Consider the following 11,585-nt stretch of genomic DNA (forward strand, 5'->3'; position numbering starts at 1 on the left):
GCCAAGTAAAGCTGATGTTTTAATCGTAAATACCTGTGGCTTTATAGATAGTGCAAAAAAAGAAAGTATCAATGCGATTTTAGATTTGCATGAGCAAAGAAAAAAAGATTCGCTTTTGGTTGTGACGGGTTGTTTGATGCAGCGTTACCGCGAAGAGCTTATGAAAGAACTTCCTGAAGTTGATCTTTTTACTGGTGTGGGTGATTATGAAAGAATCGATGAAATGATACTTAAAAAAACCAATTTATTTTCAAATTCGACTTATTTGCAGGGTGAAAACTCCAAACGCATCATCACAGGTTCTAATTCGCATGCTTTTATAAAAATCGCTGAAGGTTGCAATCAAAAATGTTCTTTTTGTGCGATCCCAAGTTTTAAGGGTAAGTTAAAATCGCGTGAAATTTCTAGCATTATAGCCGAGCTTAAAGATTTGGTGGCTAGGGGTTATAAGGATTTTTCTTTTATCGCACAAGATACGAGTTCTTATTTGTTTGATAAGGGTGAAAAAGATGGGCTTATACGTTTGATTGATGAGGTAGAAAAGATCGAGGGTATTAAAGCGGCTAGAATTTTATATCTTTATCCTACAAGTGCGAGTGAGGCTTTGATCAAGCGCATTATAGCTTCTAAAATTTTTGTAAATTATTTTGATATGCCTTTGCAACACATTAGCGACAATATGCTTAAGATTATGAAACGCGGAGCAAATAGCACAAGACTTAAAGAAATGTTAAATTTGATGAAAAGTGCACCTGATAGCTTTTTGCGTACGGGTTTTATCGTAGGGCACCCAGGTGAAAGTGATGCGGATTTTGAGGAGCTTTGTGAATTTATCAAAGATTTTGGTTTTGATAGAGTGAGTGTTTTTGCGTATTCTAAAGAAGAAGATACAGCTGCTTTTGATATGGAGCAAGTGCCTTTTAAAGTGATCAATAAAAGGCTTAAAATCATAGAAAAAATTGTAGATGAAGTCATAGAAAAAAGTTTTGAAAAAGAAGTGGGAAAAAAGCGCTTAGTTGTTTGTACAGGTGAGAGTAGCGAGGGTGAGTTTTTTATCGCAGCTAAAGATTTAAGATGGGATAGAGAGATTGATGGAGAAATTCTTATCAATGAAAGCGAATGCAGGAATTTGGAAATGGGACAAATTTATGAATGCGAAATCATTCAAAATGTTGGTAAAAAGCTCATAGCCAAGGCTTTAAGAAAAATAGATGCAAATTAAAGATGAAATTTTATCCTTGTTAAAAAAGGGTAGAAATTTACTCGCTTTTTCTTATGGAAGTGATTCTAGTGCACTTTTTCGTTTTTTAGTGCAAAAAAAGATTGATTTTGATCTTGTGATGATTAATTATAAAACACGAAAAAATAGCGATTTAGAAGAGCAAAAAGCCAAGGAGCTTGCCTTGGAATTTCATAAAAAAATTTTTATAAAAAGTGCTCCTGTGATAAAGGGGAATTTTGAAAAAGAAGCTAGGGATTTTCGTTATGATTTCTTTGAAAAAATTTGTCTTGAGCAAAATTATAGCAATCTTATCTTAGCTCATCATCTCAATGATCAATTGGAGTGGTTTTTAATGCAGCTTTCTCGTGGGGCGGGTTTGGCTGAAATTTTAGGCATGCAAGAGTGTGAAAAGCGCTCAAATTATACACTTTTACGCCCTTTGCTTTTTATGAGTAAGGATGAAATTTTAAGTTATTTAAAAGAGAATGATATTTTTTATTTTCAAGATGAGAGTAATGAGAATGAAAAATATTTTAGAAATTATATAAGAAAAAATTTTTCCAATGCCTTTGTGAGTAAATTTCATCAAGGTTTAAAAAGAAGTTTTTTTTATCTTGATGAGGATAGAAAAAAACTCTATGATTTGGAGTCTATAAAAGAAATTCAAGGTCTTATGATTTGTCCTAAAAATGAAAGTTTGATTGCTAAGGCTGTAAAAATGAAAGGTTTGCTTTTAAGCGCAGCACAAAGAAAAGAGTTTTTGAAGGGCGATTGTGTTTTAGGTGGAAAAATAGGCATCGTGTATAAGGATGAAAAGGCTATCGTTTTTAAATATGAAACTTGTCAAAAATTGCCAAAAGAATTTAAAGAAGCTTGCAGAATCGCTAAAATACCAAGACTTTTAAGAGCTTATTTATACAATCACAAAATCGATATTTCATCCCTTAACTTCTAATTTTAAAATTCTTTGATAAGCTAAATGTGTTAAAAAAATCACAAAAAATACTTGCAAAAAAATTCCTAAAAGCGGGATAGATGAGAGCAAGTAAAAACATAAAGTGCTGAATTTAAATTCAAAGGTAGATGCTTGAGCGTTAAAAATTTTAAAATTTTCTTTATCTAAAACCGAACTTGTTATATCAAGCATTAAAAGCTTGTGAAAAAGATAATAAAAAGCAAGATAATACACAAAAAGATTGATAAAAGGCAAAAACAAAGCCAAGGTGCAAAGTAAAAAAATTCCTATAAATTTTAAAAATATTTTGAAAATTTCAAAAATTATATACATATTTGAGATGTTTTGTACTTCGTGATGATAGTATTTGTTATTGATTTGTTTTACAATGAGAGGAGTAAGAAAAGAGGTGATAAAAAGGGCTAGGAAAACTGAAGCAAAAATTATAACAAAGCCCGAAAATAAAACACTTATAAGCGTAATTAAAATTTGAACAAAATGAAGAGCGTAAAACCATGCCCAAAACGAGTCTTCTCCAACACTAAATAAAGAATTAAAATAATCAAGCAAAAAAGAAAAACCAAAAATTGCCAAAAATATCATCAAAATAAAACTAAAAGTAAGTGGAATTAAGGCAAATTTCAAAAATTGAAGTGTGAAAAAATCCTTAATAGCAAGTCTTAAAATTTTCAAATTACACCTTTTTATAATATTCTTCTAATTTTTTATAAATAGTATCAAAATCAAGCTCTTGCTCTAAAATTTCAGCCAATACTTCATTATCTTCTTTTCCGTTCCAATCTTTCTTATAAGTACCTTGTTTATAGCCATTGTTTTGTCTAAAAATATTTAAAATATTTTTTCCTATGTAGGTTTTATAAAGAATTTCAAGATTAAGTCCACACTTAATCGCTAGGATAAAATAATTAGAAAGTAGCTCTCCAAGACTAAATCCAAAGCCACTGCATTTATGAATGATAAGTTCTATGTCATTTAAAATGCTATAAAGATCATTTTCGCTAGGATTGCCCTCTTCTTTGCAAAAATCTTGAAAAACACTAACACAGATGATTTCATTCGCTATGGCTTGGAAATTTTTATCCTTTTTATTTGTATATTCTTCAAGTAAAAGACTGAGGATAAAATGCCAAATATCTACGATTTCCATACGAACATTTTCCCAATTAGTAGGGCTTGAAATATTTTTCCAATGTTTCCAAGCAAAAGAATCTATAAGTTCGGCACATTCCATATAAATACAACGTCTCCAGCTGATGAGCTTTCCTTCCTTGGTATAACCTTCTTCCCAATTTAAACCATTAGTTTCATCATTGAGTTTTTGTTGGAGCTTGAGCATATTTTCTAAAATTTCAACATTTTTCATCTTGTGCCTTTTTTAATTTTTTATGATTTATTATAAAATTTAAGCGTAAAGATTTAAACCTTTTTCTGCATTATTTTGATTTTCTTTAGCTTTTTCTTGCTGTTTTTCAAGCTGCTTTTTCATTTGCTCTAACACTTCATCTAGTAGTTTTTTGCTATCTTCGAGCATGGATGTATTGATATCTTTATCATTGCTTTGATTTTGTTTGAGTAAATCACTAAGTTTATTTGTAAAATTATTCATGATAGCATTTTGATGGTTTTTATCATTTGGCGTTGGCAATACATTTGCCATTTGCATTGCTGATTCTATGATTTCTTTTGGTTTTAATTCTCCTACTTTAGAATTTGTCAAAAAGTCTTTTATCATGGGTTCGACTTCTTTCATTGCATTTTTTATCTCATCAAGATCAGCTTGGGTGAGTTTAGAGCCTTCAAAAGTGAAGCTAAAACCATATTGGCGTTTAAGATTAAGACTTTTACCTTCTTCATCATTGCTATAACTTAAGCTTTGATTGTCATACATAGACAAGGCTAGGTGTTTGCCACTTTTTGTTGTATAGTCCATTGAAAAACTTTGATTTTTGCTCGCATCAATTTGCATTTTACTCCCCTTGTGTTGATATGCTTAAAATGAAAAATCGGTTATTTTTTAAAAAAATTTAGTATAATTTTACCCAATGGATGAAAGAATTTTAGAATTTATAAAAAATGAGCAGCTTTTATCTTGGGCTATGAGTGATGAAAAGGGTGTTTATATAGCCAATGCTTTTTATGTCTTTGATGAAAAAAATTTAGCTTTTATCATCGCCTCGCATGAAGATACGAAGCATATAAAATTAGCTAGCGAAAATCCTAACATAGCACTAAATATAGCTAAAGAAAGCAAGATAGCTTTTTTAAAAGGCATCCAAGCTAAGGCCAAATTTAAAAGCGCAAGCAAGGAGCAAATAAAAATTTATTTTTCAAAATTTCCTTTTGCAAAATTGGACAAGAGTGCAAAAATTTATGCCTTAGAGCTTGATTGGCTGAAATTTACAAACAATGCTTTAAGATTTGGCAAAAAGCTTGAATTTTATAAAGATAAAATTTTATGATTTGTTTAAAAAAATGAGTTATGATTATAGCTTATGCAAAAATTAGGTATATAAATAAATGTTAAATGTAATTCACGCTTTGTTTTTTAGAGAATTAAAGACTAGATTTGGTAAAAATAAATATCTGGGTTATTTTTGGGTTATTGGCGAGCCTATGAGTGTCATTTTAATACTTACTACCATTGTGACTATTCTCAGAGAATACCATCATCAACTAATGCCTGAAGGGATTTCTGTTTTTATGTTTTTAATTTCGGGTATAGTTCCTTATTTTATGTTTAGAAGTATAGTCACTCAGCTTATGAATGGCATAGGAGCAAATTTAGCTCTTTTTGCTTACAAACCTGTAAAACCCATACATGTTTTTATCGCTAGGACTTTGCTTGAGTTTTGTATTTATTTTGTTATATTTGTAGCAGTATTGTTTATAGTGGGTTGGTTTTTTAGATTAGAAGTTATCCCTAGGCATTTTTTAAGCGTGATGATTTGTATATTTTTGCTTATGTGTTCGGGTTTTGCTTTGGGTATGGTTTTTGCTATCATTGGATATTTTTTAGAGCCCTTAAAGACTTTGCTTAATTATTTTAGTATAGTATTTTATTGGGGTTCGGGTGTTATCTTTCCTACTTGGCTTATGCCAAAACCTATTCTTGATATATTATATTATAATCCTTTGCTTCATGTTATGGAGCTTTTAAGATTTAATTTTTTTGAAAATTATCCTTTGCAAGATGATTATACTTATACTTATCCTATATTTTGCATTATATGCACTTCTTTTGTGGGACTTTTTTTATATTATTACAATAGACAAGCTTTAACAGCAGTGAGAAGAACATGATAAAAGTTTTAAATTTAACCAAATCTTATCCTTTATTTAATGGCGGAAGGCATTATGTTTTTAAAGATTTTACTTTTGAATTTCCTGAAAATTGTAGTATAGGTTTAATGGGTAGAAATGGTGCAGGAAAATCAACTTTAATGAAGCTTTTAAGTGGCTCTGAGCTTCCCGATAGAGGAAAAATCATTACCAATAAAAAATTTTCTTGGCCCTTGGGGCTAAGCGGAGCTTTTCAAGGATCCTTAACAGCTAGAGATAATGCTAAATTTGTAGCTAGGGTTTATGGCTATAAGGGTGAAGAGCTTTACGAAAAAGTTAAATTTGTAGAAGATTTTGCAGAGCTTGGCAAATTTTTTGATGAGCCCATGAATACTTATTCTTCGGGTATGAGTGCTAGGATAGCTTTTGGGCTTAGCATGGCTTTTGATTTTGATTATTATCTAATCGATGAGGCAGGAGCTGTAGGAGATCCTAAATTTAGAGAAAAAAGCCATAAATTATATAAGGAAAGATTAAGTCAATCTAAAGTAATCATGGTTTCACACAATGTGGCTGAAATTAAAGAATGGTGTGATAAAATTATCTTTATGGAAAATGGAAAAGCTACGGTTTACGATGATGTAGATGAGGGCATAGCTGTCTATCAAGGAAAAAAATAATGATAAAAACAAATACATTTTTTAATAAAATTAAAGATTTAAGTGTTTTTGATTCTTTCAAGATAGTATGGATCTTGATGATTTTTGTGATCATTTATTATATTTTAATTGCCGCTGATCGTTATGTAAGTACTATCACCATGAGTGTAAAATCAACTACTGGAAGCACTCAAGCAAGCGGGGTTTTGTCGCTTTTAACCGCAACTTCCAATACTAGCGAAGATATCAAGTTTTTACAAGGCTATATAGAATCGCTTGATATGTTAAAGATTCTAGATGAAAAAATTCATCTAAAAAAACTTTACAATGAGCAATATATTGATTTATTTTATAGCTTATCAAGTTCTAGCTCTATAGAAAGTTATTTAAAATATTATCAAAGCCGCGTTAAAGTACATGTGGATGATAAAACAGGACTTTTAAATGTCGAGGTTGAAGGATTTACTCCAGAATCTGCGCATTTAATCGCTCAAACTATCATGCAAGAAAGTGAAAAATTTATCAATGAAATTTCACACAAGGCAGCAAGAGAACAAATGAGCTTTGCGGAAGAAGAATTGGTAAAATATAAAGAACGCTATCAAAAAGCGCAAAACGATTTGATTGCCTTTCAAAATAAATACGGAGTTTTTGATCCTCTAAAACAAGCAGAAGCTAAAGCTGGCTTAGTAACTCAACTTGAATCAGATATCGCTCAAAGAGAAGCTAAGCTTTTAACCATGCAAAGCTATATGAATGATCACGCACCTGAAATTGTAACCCTAAAGGCTGAAATCACTGCTTTAAAAAAACAATTAGTCAAAGAAAGATCTAAAATTTCAGCCGATAATTCTTCTCAAAAACTCAATGATCTAGCTGCTAAATTTCAAGATCTAACCATAGAAGCAGGCTTTGCTCAAAGTGCTTATGAGGCGGCTTTGAAAGCTTATGAAAGTGCAAGGATAGAAGCTTTAAGAAAGATTAAACAACTAGTTATCGTTCAAACCCCTGATGTACCCCAAAGTGCAAAATACCCTGAAAAAATTTATAATATCTTAACAGCATTTATTGTATTATCTTTGATTTTTGGGGTGATTAAATTTGTTAAAATGATTATAGAGGAGCACAAGTATTAAAATGAAAAAAATATTAATTTTATTTTTAAGTTGTATTTTTTGTTTTGGAGCTATAGATGTTTCACAGATTAGCTCAAGTGGAAATTCTAGCACAACTAGCTTTGTTCAAGGATTAGAAAACAATATCAGCAAGAGTGCCCCTACTCAAATTCCTGTATTTGGCGCGGAATTATTTAATGGAAATTTCAAAAATTACACTCAAAGGGTTTATAATCCTGACTATAAAATCGCAGTGGGTGATCAAATCAGTCTTAAAATTTGGGGCGCGGTTGAATTTGAACAAATTTTAGTTGTGGATTCTCAAGGAAATATTTTTATCCCTAAGGTAGGAGCGGTAAATTTGCTAGGGGTAAAAAATAGTGCTCTTGTAAGTGTGATTAAAGCTCAGGTAAATAAAATTTATAAAAATAATGTTTTTGTTTATGCTGATATGAATGCTTATCAAAATGTTAGTGTTTTTGTCACAGGCAGTGTTAATGCTCCAGGGCTTTATCAAGGTCTTAGTTCGGATTCTGTGATCCAGTATCTTGATAAGGCAGGCGGGATAAATTTAGAATACGGAAGTTTTAGAGATATTCAAATTTTACGCAATAATGCTGTGATTAAAAAGATAGATTTGTATGATTTTTTACTTAAGGGTCAAATGGATCTTTTTCCTTTTAGAAGTGGCGATGTGGTTTTGGTGGGCAATGTCCAAAGTTATGTTTTTGTAAATGGAGATGTGCAAAGACCGTTTCGCTTTGAGCTTGCAAATGATATTAAAACTTTATTTGATTTAGCCCGCGTAGCAGGCGCCAAACCTATAGTAACTAATGCGATACTAAGAAGTTATGGAAATGATCATAAGCTTGAAGTAAGTGCTTATAATAAAATGCAATTTTCTAAAGTTTTATTAAAAACGGGTGATGAGGTGCAGTTTAATCCCGAATACATTTCGCAAAATATCAGCATAACAGTCAATGGCGAGCATAGCGGGCTTAAAACTTTGGTAGTTCGAAAAGGAACGACGCTGGAGGATGTTTCAAGACTGATTGTAGCAAATGGGCAATCGGACATGAATGCCTTGCAAGTTTTTAGAAAAAGTGTTGCTAAAACTCAAAAAGATCTTATCAATGCTCAGCTTAAAGAGCTTGAAACCCTTGCTTTAACTAGTCCTTCGGTGACTTCTCAGGGTGCGGCTATCAAAGCAGAACAAGCAAAATTGATACTTGAGTTTATCCAAAGAGCAAAAGAATTAGAGCCTAAGGGGCAAATTGTTATCGATAAACCAAAATCTTATGGAGAGGTTATATTAGAAGAGGGTGATACTATCAATGTTCCTAGTAAAAACAATCTTATCATAGTCCAAGGTGAGGTTACTTTACCAGGAGCTTTTGTTTATAATAAGGGTGAAGATTTAAAATACTATATCAATCTTGCAGGAGGTTATGGAGAAAGAGCAGATACCTCCAAAGTACTTGTTATACGCAACAATGGCAAGGCTCAAAGATATAGTGGAAGTGTTGATATGATGCCAGGTGATTCTGTCTTAGTCTTGCCTAAAGTTGAGAGTGAGAATTTACAAATTTTTTCTATGCTAACGCAAATTTTATATCAAATTGCCGTTGCAACGAATGTGGTGTTAAATTTATGATGATTTTAGGGTAATATAAAATGAAAATTGATACTTTAAAGATAGCTAAAGAAGTTTTTGCGACAGAGGCTAAGGCTATAGAGGATTTGGCTTTAAATTTGGATGAAAATTTTTCTAAAGCCATAGAACTTATGCTTCATACAAAGGGGCGTTGCATAGTCAGTGGCATGGGAAAATCAGGCCATATAGGAGCTAAGATAGCTGCGACTTTAGCAAGCACAGGAACTCCAAGCTTTTTTATCCATCCTGGAGAGGCTTTGCATGGGGATCTTGGGATGCTTACTCCTGATGATGTTTTGATAGCTATTTCAAATTCAGGTGAGACTGAAGAGATTTTAAAAATCATCCCTGCGATTAAAAAACGTAAAATCCCTCTTATAGCCATGTGTGGAAAGAAAAACTCTACTCTTGTAAAACAAGGGGATATTTTTTTAAATATATCTGTAAAAGAAGAAGCATGTCCCTTGCAACTTGCTCCGATGTCTTCGACAACCGCTACTTTAGTAATGGGTGATGCTTTAGCAGCAGCTTTGATGAAGGCTAGAAATTTTAGACCTGATGATTTTGCTTTATTTCATCCAGGTGGAAGTTTGGGTAGAAAGCTTTTAACTAGGGTAAGTGATCTAATGGTATCTAAAAATCTTCCTATAGTTCATCCTGATACTGAATTTAATGATCTTGTTGATGTGATGACAAGTGGGAAATTAGGACTTTGTTTGGTGGTTGAAAATGAAAAGTTAGTAGGCATTATAACCGATGGGGATTTGCGCCGCGCTTTAAAGGCTAATGATAAACCAAGATTTGATTTTAAAGCCAAAGAGATCATGAGTATAAATCCTAAAGTGGTCGATGCTGATGCTATGGCAAGTGAAGCAGAAGAGATCATGCTAAAGTATAAGATCAAAGAAATTGTCGTTTCCAAAGAAGATAAAGTGGTAGGCATCATACAGCTTTATGCGATAGGGAATGTATAATATTTATGCCCTTATTATCTGTGATAATACCTTTTGGTTTGAGTAAAGAACGCTCTTATATACAGGAAAGAGTTTATGAAAAGGCACAGTGTTTTAAAACTGATGAAAAGATAGAATTTATATTTGTCGAGGGTTATTCTTCGCAAGAGCATAATCTTAAGACATGTATTCTAAAAAACAATCACATTTATCTCAAAGATGAGAGTCAAGAAGAGTATTTTTCTCAAGGCAAATGTCGAAATTTTGGTGCTAGTTATGCCAATGCTAGCGTACTTTTGTTTTTAGATCTTGATTGTTTTATTTCTTTTGATAGTCTTGAAAAAATTTTAAAACTTATAAAAATCAAAAATATTTTAAACAACCCCAGTGCTCTTTTAGTATTGCCTGTAGTATATTTAACGCAAGAGGCTAGCGAAATTTTAAGAGAATATCCAATGGATTTATGGGATGTATTGATTCAAGAAGATTTAATCAGTGGAAAAAATTTTCTTGTTAAGTTTTTTGCTCCGAGTTCGACTTCGGGTTTGATTATCAATCGACATAAATTTTTAGAAATTGGCGGAAATGATGAAAATTTTATAGGTCATGGCTATGAAGATTTTGATCTTTTTGCTAGAGTTTTAAACTCTTGTTTAAAATTTGAGAAGATTCCTTTAAATTTAAATTATGATTCTAGAAATTGGAATTTTTATAACTTTAAAGGTTTTCGTTCTTGGTTTTCTTTACTTGGTTATGAGCTATGTTTTTATGGAATTTATATGTACCATCTTTGGCATATAGAGCCAAATCAAAATGGTTATATGGATAAAAAGCATAAAAATCATAAGTTATTTTACAAACACTTGAAAAAAATAAAAGATTATTCTATAGATCCTTTGCAAATTTCAAGTGTAAAAAATACTAAAATTTTAGTTATTGCAAATAAAAAATATAATTTTAGAGCTTTGAGCGTTTATTTGGGCAAGTTTGTTTATAAAAGCTTAGATGAGCTTGCTTATCAAAGTAAAAAAGAAATTGAAATTTATTTACAAGAAGAAAAATTCGATAAAATTTTACTAGATAAAAATATATACAACGAAGATTTGCACAAAATTTTTAAAGACTATCTTTGTGTGTATTTTGAGTCTGGAATTTTGCCTGATTCTTGGTTGTTTTATAAAGATGCCAATGGGCTTTATGATAGAAAGCATTGGGATATTGATTTAGATAAATTACAAATTAAAGAAATGCAAGCTTATATCATTTCTTTGAAATTTGAAGAAAAGAAGAAAATTCTTACTTTTATCCAGAAATTAGGATTTGATAAAGATGATGATTTGTATAAAATTGTTTTTTATTTAAAAAATGAACTTTATAGTTTTGCCAAAAATGATGATTTTTATCAAATTATTTTTAATAAGAAAAAAATGCTTATGTTGGGAAATTATGACAAAGAGTATTATTCTTTAAAATCTTTTGTTTATAAGCCTTATTTGTATGAGATAAAAAGGGTGAGATTTTTTTCCAAAATTTTAGAATTTCTGGGTTTAAATTTCTTATTAAGTTTGATTTCACAGACTAAATTTTATCGTTTAGCAAGAAAATTATTTTTTAATCCTAGGGATTTTTTTAAAGATTCTAAATTTTATAAAAGACATAACAATGCAAACTAAAACCATCGGCGTAGTAATCCCTATATACAATGTAGAAAAATATCTAAAAGAATG

General features: G+C 31.1%; 12 protein-coding genes. 9 read left to right on the top strand and 3 right to left on the bottom strand.

Translation table 11 applies throughout. The features are described 5' to 3' along the window. Both CCO88_RS00855 and tilS read left to right on the top strand, forming a co-directional pair. On the top strand, positions 1-1,222 hold a 1,222-nt coding region (locus CCO88_RS00855; RefSeq protein ID WP_002839050.1), incomplete at its 5' end, for a MiaB/RimO family radical SAM methylthiotransferase. Next, positions 1,212-2,177 (top strand): tRNA lysidine(34) synthetase TilS, encoded by a 966-nt coding sequence (gene tilS / locus CCO88_RS00860; RefSeq protein ID WP_002794313.1) that lies wholly within the window; start codon positions 1,212-1,214, stop codon positions 2,175-2,177. The genes CCO88_RS00855 and tilS, both read left to right, overlap by 11 nt. On the opposite strand, the gene CCO88_RS00865 is transcribed toward tilS, so the two are convergent. Genes CCO88_RS00865 through ciaI form a run of 3 tightly spaced genes read right to left on the bottom strand, consistent with a single transcriptional unit; the run spans position 2,160 to position 4,164 of the window. Then, a complete protein-coding gene (locus CCO88_RS00865) occupies positions 2,160-2,870 on the bottom strand; it encodes an EI24 domain-containing protein (protein ID WP_002788466.1) in 711 nt (236 codons plus the stop codon). The two genes, tilS and CCO88_RS00865, sit on opposite strands and share 18 nt — an antisense overlap. 1 nt (position 2,871) lies before the next feature. Next, positions 2,872-3,561 (bottom strand): dUTPase, encoded by a 690-nt coding sequence (dut, locus tag CCO88_RS00870; RefSeq protein WP_002797181.1) that lies wholly within the window; start codon positions 3,559-3,561, stop codon positions 2,872-2,874. A 39-nt stretch (positions 3,562-3,600) separates the two neighbouring features. Then, positions 3,601-4,164 (bottom strand): intracellular survival protein CiaI, encoded by a 564-nt coding sequence (ciaI, locus tag CCO88_RS00875; RefSeq protein WP_002813186.1) that lies wholly within the window; start codon positions 4,162-4,164, stop codon positions 3,601-3,603. Positions 4,165-4,240: 76 nt separating this feature from the next. Here ciaI and CCO88_RS00880 point away from each other — a divergent pair, with 76 nt between their 5' ends. Genes CCO88_RS00880 through CCO88_RS00910 form a run of 7 tightly spaced genes read left to right on the top strand, consistent with a single transcriptional unit; the run spans position 4,241 to position 11,531 of the window. Then, complete coding sequence (locus CCO88_RS00880) at positions 4,241-4,657, top strand: hypothetical protein (protein ID WP_002813188.1); 417 nt, start codon at positions 4,241-4,243, stop codon at positions 4,655-4,657. A 58-nt stretch (positions 4,658-4,715) separates the two neighbouring features. Beyond that, positions 4,716-5,498 carry a capsule polysaccharide transporter KpsM gene (gene kpsM, locus CCO88_RS00885; RefSeq protein ID WP_002779235.1) on the top strand — a complete coding sequence of 261 codons (783 nt, stop codon included), beginning with the start codon at positions 4,716-4,718 and terminating at the stop codon, positions 5,496-5,498. After that, positions 5,495-6,157, top strand: a complete 663-nt coding sequence (locus CCO88_RS00890) for an ABC transporter ATP-binding protein (protein WP_002784709.1) — start codon at positions 5,495-5,497, stop codon at positions 6,155-6,157. Before kpsM ends, CCO88_RS00890 begins: the two co-directional genes overlap by 4 nt. Continuing rightward, positions 6,157-7,272, top strand: a complete 1,116-nt coding sequence (locus tag CCO88_RS00895) for a KpsE/RkpR family capsule polysaccharide export protein (RefSeq protein WP_002839053.1) — start codon at positions 6,157-6,159, stop codon at positions 7,270-7,272. Before CCO88_RS00890 ends, CCO88_RS00895 begins: the two co-directional genes overlap by 1 nt. Position 7,273: 1 nt before the next feature. Next, a complete protein-coding gene (locus tag CCO88_RS00900; RefSeq protein ID WP_002779229.1) occupies positions 7,274-8,905 on the top strand; it encodes a polysaccharide biosynthesis/export family protein in 1,632 nt (543 codons plus the stop codon). 26 nt (positions 8,906-8,931) lie between these two features. Then, positions 8,932-9,879, top strand: a complete 948-nt coding sequence (locus tag CCO88_RS00905) for a KpsF/GutQ family sugar-phosphate isomerase (protein WP_025431488.1) — start codon at positions 8,932-8,934, stop codon at positions 9,877-9,879. Positions 9,880-9,884: 5 nt separating this feature from the next. After that, complete coding sequence (locus tag CCO88_RS00910) at positions 9,885-11,531, top strand: galactosyltransferase-related protein (protein WP_002800185.1); 1,647 nt, start codon at positions 9,885-9,887, stop codon at positions 11,529-11,531. Positions 11,532-11,585 lie beyond the last annotated feature (54 nt).

This window comes from Campylobacter coli LMG 9860 (genome assembly GCF_000254135.1).
GTDB lineage: Bacteria > Campylobacterota > Campylobacteria > Campylobacterales > Campylobacteraceae > Campylobacter_D > Campylobacter_D coli.

What these genes read in the sequence shown, in the direction of transcription:
- ciaI (WP_002813186.1), bottom strand. Translation starts at nt 4,164, where the DNA reads ATGCAAATTGATGCGAGCAAAAATCAAAGTTTTTCAATGGACTATACA.
- CCO88_RS00895 (WP_002839053.1), top strand. Translation starts at nt 6,157, where the DNA reads ATGATAAAAACAAATACATTTTTTAATAAAATTAAAGATTTAAGTGTT.
- kpsM (WP_002779235.1), top strand. Translation starts at nt 4,716, where the DNA reads ATGTTAAATGTAATTCACGCTTTGTTTTTTAGAGAATTAAAGACTAGA.
- CCO88_RS00880 (WP_002813188.1), top strand. Translation starts at nt 4,241, where the DNA reads ATGGATGAAAGAATTTTAGAATTTATAAAAAATGAGCAGCTTTTATCT.
- CCO88_RS00910 (WP_002800185.1), top strand. Translation starts at nt 9,885, where the DNA reads ATGCCCTTATTATCTGTGATAATACCTTTTGGTTTGAGTAAAGAACGC.
- tilS (WP_002794313.1), top strand. Translation starts at nt 1,212, where the DNA reads ATGCAAATTAAAGATGAAATTTTATCCTTGTTAAAAAAGGGTAGAAAT.
- CCO88_RS00900 (WP_002779229.1), top strand. Translation starts at nt 7,274, where the DNA reads ATGAAAAAAATATTAATTTTATTTTTAAGTTGTATTTTTTGTTTTGGA.
- CCO88_RS00890 (WP_002784709.1), top strand. Translation starts at nt 5,495, where the DNA reads ATGATAAAAGTTTTAAATTTAACCAAATCTTATCCTTTATTTAATGGC.
- dut (WP_002797181.1), bottom strand. Translation starts at nt 3,561, where the DNA reads ATGAAAAATGTTGAAATTTTAGAAAATATGCTCAAGCTCCAACAAAAA.